Origin of the sequence: Tardiphaga sp. 813_E8_N1_3 (assembly GCF_051811025.1) — a bacterium.
Taxonomy (GTDB): Bacteria; Pseudomonadota; Alphaproteobacteria; order Rhizobiales; family Xanthobacteraceae; genus Tardiphaga.
Genome location: NZ_JBPWQE010000001.1, coordinates 5,924,837 through 5,943,327 on the forward strand (window position 1 = coordinate 5,924,837; position 18,491 = coordinate 5,943,327).

19 protein-coding genes are annotated in these 18,491 nt (G+C 59.6%); all 19 read left to right on the forward strand.

The annotated features are described in order from the left end of the window. The 19 genes from flgH (at position 1) to fliR (ending at position 18,490) form a co-directional block, all read left to right on the forward strand. On the forward strand, positions 1 to 696 hold the full coding sequence (gene flgH / locus AB8A33_RS28090; RefSeq protein WP_439096088.1) for a flagellar basal body L-ring protein FlgH: 696 nt from the start codon (positions 1 to 3) through the stop codon (positions 694 to 696). A gap of 12 nt (positions 697 to 708) precedes the next feature. Further along, on the forward strand, positions 709 to 1,194 hold the full coding sequence (locus AB8A33_RS28095; RefSeq protein ID WP_439095747.1) for a flagellar basal body-associated FliL family protein: 486 nt from the start codon (positions 709 to 711) through the stop codon (positions 1,192 to 1,194). Continuing rightward, entirely contained in the window at positions 1,191 to 1,925 is a 735-nt protein-coding gene (gene fliP, locus AB8A33_RS28100; RefSeq protein ID WP_439095748.1) for a flagellar type III secretion system pore protein FliP, read from the forward strand. The genes AB8A33_RS28095 and fliP overlap by 4 nt, the downstream gene beginning before the upstream one ends. A gap of 222 nt (positions 1,926 to 2,147) precedes the next feature. Next, positions 2,148 to 3,446 carry a flagellin N-terminal helical domain-containing protein gene (locus AB8A33_RS28105; RefSeq protein ID WP_439095749.1) on the forward strand — a complete coding sequence of 433 codons (1,299 nt, stop codon included), beginning with the start codon at positions 2,148 to 2,150 and terminating at the stop codon, positions 3,444 to 3,446. 129 nt (positions 3,447 to 3,575) lie between these two features. Then, positions 3,576 to 5,219 carry a flagellar basal-body MS-ring/collar protein FliF gene (gene fliF, locus AB8A33_RS28110; protein ID WP_439095750.1) on the forward strand — a complete coding sequence of 548 codons (1,644 nt, stop codon included), beginning with the start codon at positions 3,576 to 3,578 and terminating at the stop codon, positions 5,217 to 5,219. Then, the gene (locus AB8A33_RS28115; protein ID WP_439095751.1) at positions 5,216 to 5,911 is read left to right on the forward strand and encodes a hypothetical protein; all 696 of its coding nucleotides are present in this window, start codon (positions 5,216 to 5,218) and stop codon (positions 5,909 to 5,911) included. Before fliF ends, AB8A33_RS28115 begins: the two co-directional genes overlap by 4 nt. 1 nt (position 5,912) lies before the next feature. Next, entirely contained in the window at positions 5,913 to 7,250 is a 1,338-nt protein-coding gene (locus tag AB8A33_RS28120) for a MotB family protein (protein WP_439095752.1), read from the forward strand. Continuing rightward, the gene (locus AB8A33_RS28125) at positions 7,247 to 8,434 is read left to right on the forward strand and encodes a chemotaxis protein (RefSeq protein WP_439095753.1); all 1,188 of its coding nucleotides are present in this window, start codon (positions 7,247 to 7,249) and stop codon (positions 8,432 to 8,434) included. The genes AB8A33_RS28120 and AB8A33_RS28125 overlap by 4 nt, the downstream gene beginning before the upstream one ends. 68 nt (positions 8,435 to 8,502) lie before the next feature. Continuing rightward, complete coding sequence (gene fliK, locus AB8A33_RS28130; protein WP_439095754.1) at positions 8,503 to 9,675, forward strand: flagellar hook-length control protein FliK; 1,173 nt, start codon at positions 8,503 to 8,505, stop codon at positions 9,673 to 9,675. After that, positions 9,596 to 10,204 (forward strand): transglycosylase SLT domain-containing protein, encoded by a 609-nt coding sequence (locus AB8A33_RS28135; protein WP_439095755.1) that lies wholly within the window; start codon positions 9,596 to 9,598, stop codon positions 10,202 to 10,204. Before fliK ends, AB8A33_RS28135 begins: the two co-directional genes overlap by 80 nt. 74 nt (positions 10,205 to 10,278) lie before the next feature. Continuing rightward, the gene (locus tag AB8A33_RS28140) at positions 10,279 to 11,529 is read left to right on the forward strand and encodes a flagellar hook protein FlgE (RefSeq protein ID WP_439095756.1); all 1,251 of its coding nucleotides are present in this window, start codon (positions 10,279 to 10,281) and stop codon (positions 11,527 to 11,529) included. A gap of 32 nt (positions 11,530 to 11,561) precedes the next feature. Further along, the gene (gene flgK, locus AB8A33_RS28145) at positions 11,562 to 13,031 is read left to right on the forward strand and encodes a flagellar hook-associated protein FlgK (protein ID WP_439095757.1); all 1,470 of its coding nucleotides are present in this window, start codon (positions 11,562 to 11,564) and stop codon (positions 13,029 to 13,031) included. A gap of 5 nt (positions 13,032 to 13,036) precedes the next feature. Continuing rightward, entirely contained in the window at positions 13,037 to 14,083 is a 1,047-nt protein-coding gene (locus AB8A33_RS28150) for a flagellar hook-associated family protein (protein WP_439095758.1), read from the forward strand. Between the two features lie 37 nt (positions 14,084 to 14,120). After that, positions 14,121 to 14,468: a flagellar biosynthesis regulator FlaF gene (gene flaF / locus AB8A33_RS28155; RefSeq protein WP_439095759.1), complete on the forward strand. Its 348-nt coding sequence runs from the start codon at positions 14,121 to 14,123 to the stop codon at positions 14,466 to 14,468. 8 nt (positions 14,469 to 14,476) lie between these two features. Further along, positions 14,477 to 14,884 (forward strand): flagellar biosynthesis repressor FlbT, encoded by a 408-nt coding sequence (flbT, locus tag AB8A33_RS28160; protein WP_439096089.1) that lies wholly within the window; start codon positions 14,477 to 14,479, stop codon positions 14,882 to 14,884. Between the two features lie 16 nt (positions 14,885 to 14,900). Next, positions 14,901 to 15,314, forward strand: a complete 414-nt coding sequence (gene flgD, locus AB8A33_RS28165; protein WP_439095760.1) for a flagellar hook assembly protein FlgD — start codon at positions 14,901 to 14,903, stop codon at positions 15,312 to 15,314. Positions 15,315 to 15,317: 3 nt separating this feature from the next. Continuing rightward, entirely contained in the window at positions 15,318 to 15,584 is a 267-nt protein-coding gene (fliQ, locus tag AB8A33_RS28170; RefSeq protein ID WP_068729862.1) for a flagellar biosynthesis protein FliQ, read from the forward strand. A 75-nt stretch (positions 15,585 to 15,659) separates the two neighbouring features. Continuing rightward, the gene (gene flhA / locus AB8A33_RS28175) at positions 15,660 to 17,747 is read left to right on the forward strand and encodes a flagellar biosynthesis protein FlhA (protein ID WP_439095761.1); all 2,088 of its coding nucleotides are present in this window, start codon (positions 15,660 to 15,662) and stop codon (positions 17,745 to 17,747) included. Beyond that, positions 17,744 to 18,490, forward strand: a complete 747-nt coding sequence (fliR, locus tag AB8A33_RS28180) for a flagellar biosynthesis protein FliR (RefSeq protein ID WP_439095762.1) — start codon at positions 17,744 to 17,746, stop codon at positions 18,488 to 18,490. The genes flhA and fliR overlap by 4 nt, the downstream gene beginning before the upstream one ends. Position 18,491 lies beyond the last annotated feature (1 nt).

Genomic DNA, 18,491 nt, shown 5'->3' on the forward strand with positions numbered 1-18,491 from the left:
TTGAGAGTGATTCTGATTCCGGTCGCACTGTCGTGCCTGACCGGTTGCGCCAGCAATCTCGCCGAGGTTGGTCAGGCACCCTACATGTCGCCGATCGGCAACGGCATGCAGGTCGATGCGCGCGCAATTCCGATCGAGAGACGCGCCTATCATAGCGCGGGCCCTCACTCGATCTGGAATGACCGCAAGGACCTCTATCGCGATTCGCGGGCGACGCGGGTAGGCGACCTTCTGACCGTGAATATTCTGATGAACGACAAGGCGATCCTCGACAACAAGACGGATCGGTCACGCGACTCGCAAATCAAGGTTGAGTCCGATTACTCGGCCAATATCGCCAAATGGCTTTCTGCCGGAAATTTCGACACGAACGTCAAATCCCAGTCATCGAACAAGGGTGCCGGTAAGATCGACCGTAACGAAGAAGTGCGTTTCTCGGTCGCCGCCGTCGTTGTTGACGTCCTCCCGAACGGCAATCTCCTGGTCAGCGGCTCGCAGGAAATGCGCGTCAATTACGAGATGCGCATCGTCAATGTTGGCGGCATTGTGCGCCCGATCGATATCAGCCGCAACAACACCATAGCCTATGAGAAGATTGCCGAAGCCCGCATTTCGTACGGTGGCCGTGGCCGTTCAATGGAAGTACAGCAGCCGAACTGGGGTCAGCAGGTCTACGACCAGGTCGCGCCGTTCTGATGGGAACCGATCATGGCCGATAATGCCGCGAATGACGGTCAGCGCCTCGGGATCATGCAGTGGCTTGGCGCCCTGCTGCTCGTCACCGCGCTCTCGGTGGGGGCAGGAGTCCTGGCAAGCTTTCAGTTGATGTCGACGTTCCAGCGCATCAGCGAGAACAAAAAGGAAGCTCAGGAAAAGCCGATCTCGTCGGCGTTCAATCCCAATGATCGTCTGCGCAAGATCACACCGGTCGTCACCAATCTGGCGGCGCCGCCAAATGCCTGGATTCGCTTGGAGGCGTCGATCGTGACCGATAAACTGACCGAGGAGGAGGCGAGTATGGTGGTCGCCCGCATCGGTGAAGATATCGCAACCTATATGCGTACACTCACGCCCACGCAGATCGAGGGCGCCCGCGGTTTGCAGTATCTGCGCGAAGACTTGAACGAGCGTGCGCTTATGCGTTCGAGCGGAAAGGTTCGTGAACTGATCATCGAGACGTTGGTGGTGCAATGAAGCGTATCATTCCGGTTCTGCTTCTGGTGCTTCTGCCAACCGCTGCAATAGCCCAGGTGCCGGATCTGTCGACACTGCTTCCGCAAGGCGAAGGCAGTGCCAGCGGCCGAATCATCCAGATGGTTGCGCTGCTGACGGTGCTGTCGCTGGCGCCCGGCTTGCTCATCATGGTGACGAGCTTTACGCGTTTTGTTGTTGCGCTCTCATTCCTGCGCACCGGTCTCGGCCTGCAGACAACGCCGGCCAATATCGTGATGATCAGCCTCGCGCTGTTCCTGACATTCTACGTGATGGCACCGACCTTTGATCGCGCATGGGTGAACGGCCTTCAGCCATTGATGAAGAACGAAATTACCGAGCAGGAAGCTTATTCGCGGGTCACCGATCCGTTCCGCGATTTCATGCTGCAGCATGTGCGTGAGAAGGATCTGCAAACCTTCGAGAACCTCGCTGCCGAGAGTATGAAGATCAAACTGGAAGGCCAGCGGATCGATCTGCGAATCATCATTCCGGCATTCATGGTGTCGGAGCTTCGCCGCGCATTCGAGATCGGCTTTCTTGTCGTCATGCCGTTCCTGGTGATCGACATGATCGTTGCAACACTAACGATGTCGATGGGCATGATGATGATGCCGCCTACGGTATTCGCGCTACCGTTCAAGGTACTATTCTTCGTATTGATCGATGGCTGGAATTTGCTCGCCGTTGGTCTTGTGAAGTCGTTTCTCTAGGTCATTTGATTCATTACGATGTAAGTGACGAATCAAATGATCGCTGTTAACTATAGTAGCCGCCGCTCCCTTCAGCTTTGGGTAAGGTTTGGCGGCTAGCTTGCAATTCACGACAGGTTGGGTCGATCAGAAATCGACATCCCAAAGGCATGATGCCGCCCTCTCGTACCGGTGAAAGTCCGGTATGTCCCCAGCAAATCAATCAAATTAAAGGGACATACGATGTCTAGCTTGATGACCAACTCCCAGGCCATGACCGCGCTGCAGACCCTGCGCTCGGTCGATGCCAATCTCTCCACCACGATGAACCGCATCTCCACCGGCTATCGCGTGGCGACCGCGTCGGACAACGCCGCTTACTGGTCGATCGCGACCACGATGCGTTCGGACGTTAAGGCTCTGGGCGCCGTGCAGGACGCTCTCGGTCTCGGCGCTGCAACCATCGACACCATGTATACAGGCCTCAGCGCCACGGTCGACGTCGTTTCGTCGATCAAGGAAAAGCTGGTTGCCGCCCGTACCCCGGGTGTTGACCGCGCCAAGATCCAGAGCGAAATCACCGAACTCCAGAAGCAGCTAAAGAACACTGCCGACTCGGCCGTGTTCAACGGTGAAAACTGGATCTCGGTCGACTCGCAGGACCCAACGTACAACGCGACCAAGTCGGTCGTGTCGTCCTTCTCCCGCGCCGGCGGTGTCGTTTCGGTGGACACGCTCACCGTCGACCTCAATGCCATCAAGCTCTACGATACGACGCTGGACGCCGCCTACATCACGGCTCATGCCGCCGCCACGACGACGACCCTCGTTTTCGATCCGGCCACCGTCGGTGCGGCTGGCCCGCCCGCGACGACCACGGGCACGATTGCTTTCGCCGTCACGCCTCTTGGTGGAACCGCCACGACGACCACGATCAACGTGTCGCAGACGTCCACGATTCAGGACGTCGCAAAGGCACTTAATGGCTTGGGCATTCAGGGCCTTACCGTTGGTGTCAATGCCGATGGCAAGACGATCGAGATCAAGAACGCAAGCACAACCGCGATCGCGACCACCAGCACCGCTGGTGGTGCGACCGGCGGTACCGTTGCGTTGCAGCCAGCGGCTACCGCCAACGTGGCGTCCCAAAAGGGCGTTCTCGACGAGACCTACGACGTCTACAAGAATGGTGGCTGGAACACCTTCAGCGTCGCTAATCTGGACATCTCGAAGTTCACCGATAGCGCCACCGATCTGACTGCGCTCGAGACTTACATCTCTGGTACAGACAAAGCGCTGAGCAAGATCACTGATTCCGCCACCAACCTCGGCGCCATCAAGAACCGCATCGGCCTGCAGCAGAACTTCGTCAAGACCCTGACCGACTCGCTCGATCGCGGTATTGGCCAGCTCGTCGACGCAGACATGAACGCCGAATCGACCCGCCTCCAGGCCTTGCAGACGCAGCAGCAGCTGGGCATCCAGGCGCTGTCGATCGCCAACGCCGGCAGCCAGAGCATCCTGTCGCTGTTCCGCGGCTAATCGCTCTCGCATCGTGAACAGGAATGGCCGCGACCGTCATAGGTCGCGGCCATTTCGCTTTCCGGCTCTCCGTAACCCTCGGACAAGCTTCACAATCGATGATCGATTCGGAAGTGGGCAGGGGTATTTATGGTCAATCGCGAGCACGCGCAGAAGCTCTGGAATAATCTGCTTGAGCTGGGTACGAAGCGTCTCATTCTGCTCGCGGTGGTTGGCCTCGCTGTGTTCGGCGGCGTTGGCGGCGGCGCATACTATATCAGTCGGCCGGAATACAATGTTCTCTATTCGGGTCTCAGCCGCGAGGATGTGACGCGTGTCAGCTCGGTGCTGCGCGACGCGAATATCGCTTTCGATCTAAATACGGCGGGCGATACCGTCTATGTTCGCCCCGGGCAGACGGCGCAGGCGCGTACGTTGCTGGCCGACAAGGGCCTGCCCAGTACCACCGGCGGCGGTTACGAGCTGTTCGACAAGATTGGCTCGCTCGGCCTGACGTCGTTCATGCAGGAAATCACGCGCGTGCGTGCGCTCGAGGGCGAGATTGCGCGGACGATCCAGGTTCTCAAAGGGGTGAAGGCGGCGCGCGTCCATATCGTGATGCCTGCGCGTGGCTCGTTCCGGCGTGAGCAATCGCCGCCGTCGGCTTCGGTCGTATTGCGAACGGATGGTCCGGCGGATGCACGCACGGCACGCTCCGTACGTCATCTCGTAGCCGCGGCCGTGCCGGGAATGACCGCGGACAAGGTCACCGTGCTCGACAGTGACGGTTCGCTGCTTTCGGACGATGACGGCAGCGGCAGCGTCGGGGCAACGCCGACCACAATGGCCAATTTGCAGAAGGTCGTCAGCCGCTCGATCCAGGAGAATGTGAGCCGGGCACTGACGCCCTATCTGGGGCTCGATAACTTCGAGGTCAGTGTTGCAACCCAGCTGTCGACCGACAAGAAACAGACGAACGAGACGGTCTACGATCCGGATTCGCGGGTGCAGCGCTCTGTGCGCGCTGTGCGAGAGAAGGAAACGTCGCAGAGCCTCGATCGACAGCAGCCGACGACCGTTCAGCAGAACCTGCCAGATCAGCAGGTCAATGCGACCGGTGCCAAGAATCAGAATGACGAGAAGCAGCGCCGCGAAGATATCACCAATTACGAAGTGTCGTCGAAGACGGTGACGACCACGAGCGATGGTTTCGTGGTGAACAAGATGTTCCTCGCCGTTTTGGTCAACCGGCCACGCCTCATTGCGAGCCTTGGCGATAAGGTGAGCGATGCTGCGATCGAAGCCAAGGTCGCGGAGATCTCGCAGATTGCTGCGACTGCAGCTGGCATCGATCGCCCGCGCGGCGACCAGATTCAGGTTTCGGCGGTCGAATTCATGGAAGGTGCGCGCGATCTCGCGCCGGTGCCGTCGATCACCTTCACAGAGGTGATGATGCGTCAGGCAGGCAGTCTCGTGAGTGCCATTACCATCCTGGCCGTGGCCGGCATGCTGATCTGGTTCGGTCTGCGCCCTGCCATCAATACGATCCTCGCCAGCGCCAAGACCGACGAGACAACGCAGTTCCAGGCGGAGACGAATGCGCTGCTCAGTGGCGGTGGCACGATGGCGACCGCGGCTCTGTCAGGAGGCGAGGCTCCGCCCAACCTCATTCAGGACGTCTCGAGCAGTATGCAGAATACGCCGCAGAAGCGGCTAGAGCAGATTATTCAGCTCGATGAGAAGCAAGCGGCGGCGATCCTCAAGCAATGGATCAGACAAGAGGAAGCGGTATGAGCGCAGAGCAAGTCGCACGTCTGATCGCGGATTTCGATCGACCGGAGCCGCCAAAAACGCGCAGCCGCGTCGTTCCGTTCGACCATCTGCATCACTCCAGCGTGCAGCCGCAACATCAGCCGCTTCTGCAGAAGGCAAAGCAGCAACCGTCGTTTCAACCGCAACCGCAGATGCAGCCAAAGTCGCCTCTCGTGCAGGAGGATGATGGCTATGAGCGCGGTCGCGCCGAAGGCTATGCGAGTGCACTCGCCGAGTTCGAACGGCGCATGGAGCAGGAGAAGCAGGCACTTGCGACGCAGGCCGCCGAAGAACGGCAGCAACTGCTCAACGAGACGGCGGCCAAGCTCGCCGGCGATATCGCCGAAATGGGCGATCAGTTGCAGGGAAGAATCGCCGGCGTAGCCGCGCGCCTTCTTGAGCCGCTTATCAGTAACGCCGTGCAGAAGCAGGCAGTTACGTCATTCATCGAGCATCTGTCGTCGATTACGACCGATAGCCGCCGCCCGGTTTTGCGCATCACTGGCCCATCGGAGCTGCTCGAATTGATCCGCAGCAAGCTCGGCGTCCGCGCCATTGCATCGGAATTGCGTGCCGGCCCCGAAGCGGAAGCGTCGATTGTTGTTGATCAGATCGTGCTTGAGACTCAGCTCAAGGTCTGGACCGAGCGATTGAAGATGGCGGTCCAGAGCTGAGATGGCCGATCCGCTTCCGCCAGAAATAGTGATCATTCGCCGTCGCAGTTCGCTTGAGAGCGGCGAGACGAAGAACAGTGTCTGGAAAATCGCCTACGCCGACTTCATGACGGCGATGATGGCATTCTTCTTGGTGATGTGGCTGATCAATGCCACCAATCAGGAAACGCGTGAGAGCGTTGCCACCTATTTCAACCCGATCAAGCTGACGGACTCAACGCCGGATCGCAAGGGCATCAACGACGCCCGGCGGGTTGACCCCGGCAAGGCCGTGGAAGGCGAGAGCAAGTGGCCGCACCCGGAGCCAGGTCAGCCGACCGATGCGCTTGCGCGCCCGCAGCCTCCACAGCCGCGCTATGGCGAAGCCACATTATTTCGTGATCCTTATGCTGTGCTCTCGGAGATTGCCGGCGGCCCTCCACGTCCGGGGCAGACCAGCGCAGCGCTCGATCCGAATCGCAAAGAGGGGCTGAAGGGCGGAGAGGCCTATCGAGACCCCTTCGATCCGATCAACTGGCCGATGGCGTCGATCTCGTCGCTTGAGAAGAAGCTGTCGGGGCGCAAGGACGCCGGCAGCCTTCCATTCGGTGAGGATGTTGCTGTTGCAGCGAGCGAGGGCCAGGAGCCGCGCCCACTCGATGCCAAACCCGATGCCACCGGCACCCCGGGTCAGGAGATGTCCGGATCGAATTCAACTCCCGCGAAATCCGACAAGCAGGAGGCGCCGAAGCCTGCTGGGTTGTTTGCTGACGATGGCGACAAGCCCAACCCGGCTGCGGGTCGCCCGCAACCGGCGCAGGCCGACAAGACCGCGGCGCCGGCTGACAAATCTCAAACGCAGCCTGACAAGGCGCCTGCTCAGGCCGAAAAGGCCCAGCCGATGGACGCCGCCAAGCTCCAGGCCGCAATCTCTGCAGCATTGGCCGCGATTGGACCGGCGCGTCCGGTGGCCGAAGTGAGGGAAACCCCCGAGGGACTCCTGATCAATCTGACGGATGACGTGAATTACGGAATGTTTGCCAATGGTTCGGCCGAGCCCACGCCCGGTCTCGTTCGCGCGCTCGACAAGATCACGCCGATGATCGCGCAGAACCGCGGCCAGGTCATCGTGCGCGGCCACACCGATAGCCGCGTCTATCGCACATCGGAATATGATAACTGGCGGCTCTCGACCGCGCGTGCGCATATGGCATATCACATGCTGGTGCGCGGCGGCCTCGACGCCGCGCGGGTCGAACGCATCGAGGGCTATGCGGACCGCCGGCCAAAAATTCAGAACGACCCGCTTGCCGCGCAGAACCGGCGGATCGAACTTCTGATCCGTGCTCCCGCGCTATGACCAGCGCCAGGATCATTGCAGCAACGCTTCTAGCCTGTCTTGGCAGCGCACATGCGCAGCCGGCCGACGACCAAATGCGCGAGCCGTATCAGATGGTTCGTTCATTGCAGATGCTGCAAGATCAGATCGCGCGCGGCGATCTCGACGCTCACAATTCCCAACCCGCCCTGCTGAAACGCCTGGGTGAGAACTTCCTGAAAGCCGATGCTGCCGTCTGGAAGGAGCCGCGCAATTCGCGCGCAGCTGTCACCTTCCTCTTGAGTGGCGGATCGCCGCAAGTGGTCGCGAGCCTCCGCTCCCGCAACGTGCTGAATATTGACGAGGCCATTGTCGATGGCGCCATCGCCTATGTCGAAGGGCGCACGGACGAAGCGAAGTCGAAGCTCGCCAATATCAAGCCACGCAGTCTGCCTGCGGCGCTCGGTGCCGAGATTGCGCTGGTGCAATCGGCACTGGTTGCGCAAGACGACCTGAAGGTCGCGATCGCATTGCTTGACGAGGTGCGGCTGATGATGCCGGGCACGCTGGTCGAGGAAGCGGCACTGCGTCGGGAGATTTTCATCGTCGGGCAGGACGACGACTTCGACAAGTTCGAAGCCCTCGCGGTGCGTTATTTCCGTCGATATAGGCATTCTATCTATGCAGGCAATTTCCGCCAGCGCTTTGCGCTCTCTGTTGCACGCTTCAGCTTCGTGCAGCGCCCCGATCGATTCCCGCGTCTTGTCGCCGTGCTCGATCATCTCGATCGGGCGAGCCAGCGGTCACTCTATCTTTTGATTGCAAGAACGGCATTGGTTCGCGGCAAGACTGAAATGACGGTGCTCGCCGCTGACCGTGTATTCGCATTGTCCGATGACGACAGCGCCGAGCGTGTACGCGCGCGCCTGTATCGTGCCGCGGCTCGCGTTGCCACATCTGCACACAGTGCTGCAATCGCCGAGCTTGAGCAGATTGACAAGGCAAAACTGTCCGAACGTGATGTTGAACTGAAAACTGCGGCGCTCGCCATTGGACTGAATGTTCGAAAGGCGCTGCCGGAGGCAAAAGCCAAGAGCGACGGAAGCAGCGAGGCGAAGACGGCCATGCGGCCGCGCATTGATTTCAGTCGCTCTCTCGCCGCCGTCGATCGCGCCCAAAAGCTGCTCGACGCGTCACAAGAACAATTAAAGGAGAAAGCCCGATGAACAATGCCGACCTCCTGACGGCAGCGCTCCGCCAGACTGCGGCCGGAAAGGCTGGAGCGAAGGGCGGATTGAACGGCGGTGCCCATGCCAAAGATGGCAAGGAGAAGGCCGATCACTTTCGCGAGCAGCTCCGCCTGGTCTCGAAGGAGTCCAAAACGGCCACGCCGCATGTTGCCAAGATCGGTGAAGAAACCAAAGAAGTCAAAGCCGCCGATGCGAATCCGGTGCTCGACGCAGCCTCCGTCCTTGCGGAATTGACCGGTGAAGCGCCGCAAAAGCCTGTCGCGCCCGACGACCAAAACGATGATGACGATACGCCGGCGACCGCTGGCGGCGACGAAGACACAACAAAATCCGCGCCCTGGCGAGCGCCGGATGCGGCGATCAGCGCCGTCATGTCCAGGCTCGACCGTGGGCATTCACCTCCGGCAAGGGCGGACGACGTGCCGCCGCGCGTGTCCGTGCCGGACGCGAAGATCGAGGATACTCCGCTCGATTCCACAAAGCTGGTCCCTGTCGCAAAAGCCGATAAGCCTGATGCCGATACGGCTGCCACGCAGCGCTTCACGCTGACGGTCGAGACGACGGACACAAAGCCGCTTCCTGCGGTGAAAGCCGTGGTTCGTGAACAAGAGACACATTTCGAACCCGTGCAGCAGGTCACGACGCTTCAGAAGATCGTTGATCGGATGGCGACTGATCTGCCGGCTCTCGCGTCCCCTGAAGGGGCGCGCGGGGCCGACGCGCCGGGGCTCGACGCGAACAAGGCCGTGGATAGCCGGCCGGTGCGCATGATGACGCTCGAACTCGATCCACCCAATCTCGGCGCCGTCACTGTCAAAATGCGGCTTGCCGGCGATTCCGTGGAGATTCATCTCACCGCGGATCGCTACGAGACCACGCAGATGCTGCGTCAGGAGCGTGGTGCGCTCACCGATGCCATGCAGTCTGCGGGCTACACGTTCGACATCGCCGCGATCGATCATACCCGCACCCCCGACGCAAATCTGAACAACGGTCAGCAGCAGCAACAACAACAGCAAATGCCGTCCGATCAGCGTTCTTCGCTGCCATCGTCGGGCGGATCACAGGCGGATGGTGGCGCTTCGGGCCGGTCATCCGGCGATTCGCAGAGCGGCGCACGGCATAACAGGCAGGATCATGAGCAATCGCCAAGGCCGGCAGAACGGCAGCAGGACCAGAATAGCAGTCGGGTTCGCAGCAGCACTGTTTATATCTAGCATTGTGACCAATGCGCGGGCCGAAGGCCCGTGCGAGCGGGAGATGGCACGCGCGGCACGCCGCCATAATGTGCCGCTCGGCGTGCTCTTCGCAGTCGGACTGAGCGAGACTGGACGCAAGGGCGTGCTGAATCCCTATGCGCTCAACGTCGATGGCAAGACGGTGCTGGCCACCGATCTGCGCAATGCCGTTGCACGCTTTATGGAAGAAAAGAGCAAGGGCGCCAAGCTGGTCGATCTTGGCTGCATGCAGATCAATCATCGCTATCACGGGGAGAAATTCCCGAATGTAGAGGCGATGTTCGATCCCGCACGTAATGTCGACTATGCCGCACGGTTTCTAAAAGATCTGCGAGAGCGCGAGGGAAACTGGACCATGGCCGTCGCGCGCTACAATGCCGGCCCGACTAACGTCGTAGGCCAGAAACGCTACATATGCAGTGTTATCGGCAGCCTTGTCGCGAGCGGATTCGGGGCGTGGACGAGCAAGGCCCGCGATTTTTGCGCTGAGCGCACTGCGTCACGATGACCCTGTGGATAACCGCCAGCCTCGCACAAGCAACTTCAACTCTAATACTTCACACGTGAAACGGAGGATAATCGATGAGTCTGTATGGGGTGATGCGCACAGGCGGCTCCGGCATGAACGCGCAATCGAACAAGCTGGCAACGGTCGCTGACAATATCGCGAACGTGAACACCACAGGCTACAAGCGCGCCTCGACGGAATTCTCCTCCCTTATCCTTCGCAGCGGAACCGGAAATTACAATTCCGGCAGCGTCGAGACGCAGGTTCGTTACGCCATTTCCGATCCCGGAACGTTGAACTATACGACGTCAGCTACGGATCTGGCGATTCAAGGCAACGGCTTCTTCGTGGTGAGCGATGCAGGCGGGACGCCGTACCTCACGCGCGCCGGCTCTTTCGTTCCGGATGGCCAGGGCAATCTCTACAATACCGGTGGCTACTATCTGATGGGCTACAACATCAAGAATGGCGCCCAGCCGAACGTCGTTGCCAACGGCCTCGGCAATCTCGAGGTCGTAAACATCGCGCAGCAGTCCTTGCTGGGAAATCCGACGACCCAGGCAGGCATCAGTAGCGCCAACCTGGATTCCAATGCTGCGATCAGCGCCGGACCGCCGAACTTTACGTCGAAAACGTCGGTCATCACCTACGATAATATTGGAAATCCGGTGAAACTTGACATGTACATGTTCAAGACAGCCGCCAATACATGGGATGTGCAGGTCTACAACAGCGCAGGCGCGGCAGCAGGCGGCGGCTTCCCTTATGCAGCCGGGTCGCAGCTGGGCGCCACCACGACATTTACCTTCGACGTCAGCGCCACCGGCAAGGGTCGTCTCGATGCCGCAAGTCCGACCTCTATAAACTTCACAATCCCGGGCGGCTCGCCCGTCACTTTCGATATGTCGAGTATGACGCAGGTTGCGGACGAGTTCCAGTTCAAGGCCACGACCAACGGCAACGCGCCGAGCGCGCTCGACCGTGTCGAAGTCAGCTCGGACGGCACCATGTATTCGATCTTCGACGACGGCACGCGAATCGCGAGCTACAAGATCCCGCTAGCGACGGTGCCTAGCCCTGACAATCTCTCGCCCGAAGTCGGGAATGTCTATTCGATTAGCACCAAATCCGGCAACATCCAGGTCGATTTCGCGGGCAATAGCGGTCTCGGCACGATCAAGCCGGAAGCGCTCGAAGCTTCGAACGTCGATCTTGCCAACGAGCTCACGGCGATGATCGAGTCCCAGCGCAGCTACACCGCGAATTCCAAGGTGTTCCAGACCGGCGCTGACTTGCTCGACGTGCTCGTCAACCTGAAGCGCTAGCGCATAGCGCCGATCACTGACGGGAGTCTCCAATGTCACTTACGGTCGCACTCAATTCGGCCCGCTCGTCGCTTATGGCGTCGGGCGTGCAGTCTTCCGTCATCTCGCGCAATGTCGCCGGCCTGCACCAGGACGGCTACTCGCGCAAGAATGCCCTGATCGTTTCCCAACCGGGGAGCGGTGTCTATGTGAGCGGCATCCAGCGGGCGGCGAGTGCAGGCCTGTTCAACAATGTTGTCAAGGCGGTGTCGACCACCGCACAGCAGGATGCGCTCTACAATGGCCTACAGAAAGTAGCGGCAGTCACCATCGACGATCCCGAACTCGACCAGTCCGCGGCGGCGCAGCTGGCCAAGCTGAAAAGCGCCCTGCAGCAATATGCATCGGCGCCGGATAACGTGACGTTCGCGAAGTCCGCAGTCACTGTGGCCCAAAATGTTGCTGCATCGCTAAACGATTCGACCAACACCGTGCAGACTGTTCGTGCGGATGCCGACGCCGAAATGGCAACATCGGTCGAAAACATCAATCAGCTTCTGGCACAATTCGAGACGGTCAATACGGCCATCGTCAAGGGAACGACGTCCGGCTCGGACGTCACGGATTATCTCGATACGCGCGATAATATTCTGTCGAAGCTGTCGCAAGAGGTCGGAATCACCTTCGCCACCCGGGCGAATAACGACATGGTGATCTACACGGATTCCGGCGTGACGATGTTCGAACGCACCGCCCGGTCCGTCACCTTCCAGCCAACCAACTCCTATACGCCGGGGACCACCGGCAACGCCGTCGTCATCGATGGCGTCCCGGTGACTGGACCAACCGCGGTAATGCCGCTCAATTCGGGTAAGCTCGTCGGTCTTGCCACGCTCCGCGACGACAAGATGGTGACCTATCAAAATCAGCTCGACGAAGTCGCGCGCGCGGTCATCGAGATCTTTTCCGAACAGGATCAGAGCGGCGGCGGCGGCCCTAACAGAACCGGTCTCTTCACCTATGCAGGTGGACCGGCAATGCCGACCGCTGGCGTGATCAATACCGGACTCGCCGGCACGATCAAGGTGACCGATCTGGTCGATCAGGCCCTTGGCGGCAATCCGAGCCTGATCCGCGATGGTGGGATCAATGGCGTTAATTACGTCTACAATGCCGGCGGTGAGGCGGGTTTCTTCGCCCGCATCCAGGGCCTCGTCGATGGCATGGCGGCAACCCGAACCTATGATCCGACTGCGCTCGGCAAGCCTAGCGGCAGCCTCATCGACTTTGCCGGCTCCTCGGTGAGCTGGCTGGAATCGCAGCGCAAAAGCGTGAGCGAAGATGCGACCTATAGCCAGACACTTCTGGAGCGCAGCGCGGATGCGTTGTCGAATGTCAACGGCGTCAACATGGATGACGAGATGACCTTCATGTTGCAGGTCGAGCGCACCTTCTCGGCATCATCGAAGCTGATTTCGACCATCGACGACATGCTGAATGAACTTCTGAGGGCAGTGGGGTAATCGATATGGCTACAAACTTCATTTCGTCGAACTCGATCTCGACCACCCTGCGCATCTCTGCGTCGAAGAGCCTGGTGGCGATTTCCAAGGCGACCAAGGAGGCGACGACGGGAAGGCTCGCTGATGTCGGGGAGAGCCTTGGTGCACTCACGGGGCGCGACGTGACCCTGCGTGCGGAGCTTCTCGATATGGAAAAAATCGTCGATACCAATGCACTCGTGAGTGCCCGCCTGGACGTCACGCAGGAGCGTGTCTCGCAATTGATCGAGACGGCCCAGTCCTTCCAGAAGGATCTGCTGGCGGCGCGCAATTCGGCAAATGGCGGCGTCATCATCGCCCAGCCAGCAGCGTCGAACCTCCAGTCGCTTCTCACGACGCTCAATGTTGCGATGGACGGGCAGTATCTGTTCGCCGGCATCGACACGGCGCAACAGCCGATGACGCCCTATCAAACTGGCTCGGCCAGCAAGACGGCGATCGATGCGGCTTTTACTACCGCTTTTGGTTTTCCGCCCGGTAACGTGGCTGCCGTAAATATCACGCCCGCTGCCATGAATACCTTCCTCGACAATGCGTTTGCGACCGAATTTGACGATCCGGCTTGGGGAACGAACTGGTCTTCGGCATCCGATCAGGTCATGCGCAGTCGCATCTCTACGACGCAAACCGTCGATTCCTCCGCCAGCGCCAATGACAAGGCATTCCGGAAACTGGCGATGGCCTACACGATGCTCAGTGGGCTTGGTCTGGAAACCATGAATCAGAGCACGTTCCAGGCCGTTACAGACAAGGCGCTGCTGCTGGTCGCCGGTTCGGTATCCGACCTCGCGAGTGTCGGTGCGCGCCTCGGCACCGCGCAGGAACAGACAACAAATGCAAGCAGTCGTCTCAAGGTACAGACCGACATCGTCAACAAGCAGATCAATGCAATGGAAGTGGTAGATCCGGAAGAGGCATCCGTCCGGGTCAACTCCTTGAAAAATCAGCTGGAGATGTCGCATGCGCTGACCGCGCAAATTCAGAACCTCAGCATCCTCGATTATCTGCGATAGGCGGGCTGATCTATGAACCAACAGGTTATCGATTGAAATGACACTGGCAGGTTACGACGCGGAAATCGAGGATAGCGGCCGCGAGGCGCGATCCAGAGAACAACAAGCGCTCAATCACGGAATTAAACTGCTTCAAAAAATCCAGGGCGGAGCACTTGCTTCATCCGAAGAAACTGATGCCTTACTCTATATTCGTAATCTCTGGACCTTCTTCATACAAGATCTGTCGAATCCACGAAACGGCTTGCCGGAACAGTTGCGAGCGCAACTGATTTCAATTGGCCTCTGGGTCATCAAGGAAGCCGAGCGCCTCCGGGAAGGGCAGTTGTCGGACGTGAGCGATCTCGTCGCCATCAACATTGTCATCCGGGATTCACTGGCATGAAGAAGCCGATGTGCATATCGCTGCGGTCAGGCGAGAAGATCTATATTAACGGCGCGGTGTTGCGGGTCGATCGCAAGGTGACGCTTGAATTGATCAACGATGTAACTTTCATGCTGGAGAGTCAGGTCATGCAGGTCGCCGACGCGACCACGCCGCTTCGGCAGCTCTATTTCGTCGTCCAGCTGATGCTGATGAGCCCGAGCGATGTCGAGCAGGCGCGTGCCGTCTTTGGACATCAACGCTGCGCGATCTATGCAGCCGCCGACAATACAGAGCTATTGCAGGGCCTTGAGGCGATCGAGGAACTGGTCGAGGCGAAACGTTATTACGAGGCCTTGCGGAAGATCCGTGGCCTGTTTGAGATCGAGCAGGCGATTCTGGGCAGCGCCGACATGCTGCTTCCGGTCGTAGCCTGAACCCAAGGAGAGCAAGATGATCGTCAACGGCGTAGATACCGCGAAATCCGCGACCAACACGACGCCCGGCACGTCGTCGCAGTCGGCCAACATGATCGACTACAACGGGTTCCTGCAGCTCCTGATTGCGCAGATGCGTAATCAGGATCCCACCAATCCAACCGATTCAACCGAGTATATGAGCCAGCTTGCACAACTATCGTCGGTCGAGCAGGCGGTTCAGACCAATGCAAAGCTCGATACGCTGTTGTCGACCAGCGCGATGTCCCAAGCTGAAGGGCTGATCGGCCGTACTGCGTCGTTTACGGACGAATCCGGCACGACCACGAGCGGCAAGATCAAGGAAGTCTACATTATCCAGGGTGGCGCGGTCGCGACGCTCGAGAACGGGGTTAAGGTTTCCCTTGGGCCTGGCATCACGATCAGCTGAACCATGAACGAGCGCGACGCCCTCGATATCGCCCAACAGGCGATCTGGACCATCATCGTTGCCGCTGGTCCGGCGGTCGGCGCCGCGATGTTCGTCGGTATCGTCATTGCCCTCCTGCAGGCGCTGACGCAGGTGCAGGAAATGACGCTGACCTTTATCCCCAAGATCGTGGTGATGCTGATCGTGGTCGCGGTCACCGGCTCCTTCATGGGAGCCCATATCTTCGCCTTCACCGAAGTGCTGTACGGCCGGATCGAACGCGGCTTCTAGCCGCCATCGTCTCCACCATCTTCACGCAAGGTCGGCGCTGCACAGTGCGGCCATGATATTCGTGCGAGAATTGCCATGGCCGACGTAATGATCTCAGCCCTGCCGGCCGAACGGCGGGTAGGCACGGACGTCGCCTTTGCATTCGGCATCGTCACCATTCTGGTGATGCTGGTGCTGCCGGTTCCGACGATCCTGATCGACCTCGGCCTGGCCTTCTCGATCGCGCTGTCCGCGCTGATCCTGATGGTATCGCTGTGGATCCAGCGGCCGCTGGATTTTTCGGCATTTCCCACCGTGCTGCTGATCGCCACCATCTTGCGCTTGGCGCTGAACGTGGCGACCACACGCGTGATCCTGTCGCATGGCGGTGAGGGAGAAAACGCCGCCGGCTATGTCGTCGCCGGTTTCGCCAAATTCGTGATGGGCGGCGATTTCGTCATCGGCCTGATCATCTTTGCAATTCTCGTTACCGTGAATTTCGTGGTGATCACCAAGGGTGCGACACGTATCGCCGAAGTCGGCGCTCGCTTTTCGCTTGACGCCATTCCCGGCAAGCAGATGGCGATCGACGCCGATCTGTCGGCCGGTCTGATCGATGACAAGGAAGCGCAGCGTCGGCGCCACGAGCTGGAGGAGGAGAGCTCGTTCTTCGGCGCCATGGACGGTGCCTCGAAATTCGTGCGCGGCGACGCGATCGCCGGCCTGATTATCACCGCCATCAACATCTTTGGCGGCATCATTATCGGCGTCACTCATCATGGCATGGAGCTGTCACGCGCCGCCGACGTCTTCACCAAGCTCTCGGTTGGTGACGGTCTGGTCTCGCAGATCCCGGCGCTGATCGTATCGCTCTCAGCCGGCCTGCTCGTCTCCAAGGGTGGTACCCGCGGCTCTGCGGAGCAGATGGTGCTGAAGCAGCTCGGAAAATATCCGCGGGCTCAGTCAGTTGCTGCGATGATGATGTTCGCGCTTGGTCTGCTTCCTGGCCTGCCATTCCTGCCCTTCGCACTGCTTGGCAGCGCGATGGCCTTCATGAGCTTCTCTCTGCCACGCCAGCAAGCGGCTCGCGCGAAGGTCGAGCAGGCGCGTGTCGCGCAGGTGCAGGAAAAGGCGCAGATCGAGAACAGGGATTCCGTCAAGGAGCTGCTGAAGACCTCCGATGTCGAGCTCTGTGTCGGCAGCCAGCTTGCGATCCAGATGCTGAATGCCCATGGCGAACTGGCGCATCGCGTCGCCAAAGTTCGGCGGCGCTTCGCTGCCCAATATGGCTTCGTCATTCCCGAGATCAAGTTGACCGATGACCTCTCCATCGGGCCGAAGTCGTATCGTATCAAGATCTACGGCACCGTCGTGGCCCATCACGAGTTGCGTATTGGCGAGTCGCTCGTGTTGTTTGACGGTGATCGGAAGCCCGATGTTCCGGGCGACGAGACGATCGAACCTGCCTTCGGCATGAAGGCGATGTGGGTGCCCGATACGTTTATCGACGAAGTTAAACAGGATGGCTTCAAGATTGCAGACAATATCTCGGTACTGCTCACGCATCTCAGCGAGGTCGTTCGTAACAATCTGGCCCAGCTCCTGACTTACAAGGACACTCGCGCGCTGATGGATCGGCTCGATCCCGAATACAAGCGGCTGATCGAGGATATGGTGCCTTCGCAGATCTCCTATTCCGGGTTGCAGGCGGTGTTCAAGCTACTACTCGCCGAGAGGATCTCGATCCGCAATCTGCATCTCATTCTAGAAGCGATCGCGGAGATAGCGCCGCATGTGCGTCGTTCCGAGCATATAGCCGAGCATGTGCGGATGCGCATTGCGCAGCAGATCTGCGGCGATTTCGCTGACAACGGCGTGCTCAAGGTGCTCCGCCTCGGCAATCGTTGGGATCTCGCCTTCCATCAGAGCATCAAGCGCGACGGCAAGGGCGAGATCGTGGAATTCGACGCCGATCCGCGGCTGGTCGAGCAATTTGCGGATGACGTGTCGGTTGCGGTCCGCAAGGCGGCTGCAAATGGCGACACTGCGGTGTTGGTGGCGCCTCCCGATGTCCGCCCCTATGTGCGCATGATCACCGAACGCATGTTCCCCACGCTGCCCGTGCTGTCGCATGTCGAAATCGCGCGCGGCGCCGAGGTGTTGTCGCTCGGAGCCGTGTCTTGATCGCAAGCAGCTCCGTCTCCATCCTGGCCACATTCCTGATCTTTTGCCGCATCGGGACTTGCATGATGGTGGCGCCGGGCTATTCCCGCGTCAATATCCCGACGCAGATCCGGCTGTTTCTCGCCATCAGCGTCACCCTGATGCTCACACCTCTGCTGGAGTCCTCAGTCCGGCCGGCTGTGGAAGCGGCGACGGCGCCGGATCTCCTCCGTCTCATCATGTCCGAGCTGATGGTCGGCCTGGTCATTGGGCTCACGGCGCGCATGTTCTTCGCCGCATTGGAAACAATGGCCACATTCGTCGCTTCGGGGATCGGCCTGACTCTTGCCGGTGTTGCCGACGACGGTGAACATGTGCCGGCGCTGGTGCCGCTGATCACGCTGACTGCGACGGTGGTCTTCTTTGTAACCGACCAGCATTGGGAATTGTTGCGCGGCCTGGTCGGGTCCTATCAGATCTGGCTGCCGGCGACCGGAATCAGTGCCGAGGGCGGGCTGACGCAACTCGTCGATCATCTCTCCATGGCCTTTACGCTCGCGCTCCGGGTCGCCAGTCCTTTCGTCATCTATGCTGTCATCGTCAATTTCGCGGTCGGTCTCGCCAATAAACTGACGCCAAGCATTCCCGTCTACTTTATCTCGCTTCCCTTTGTACTCGCTGGCGGTCTGTTACTGCTCTATCTCACGGGCCGCGAAATGGTGCTGCAATTCAGCATCGCCTTCGCGTCCTGGCTGTCCGGGTGAC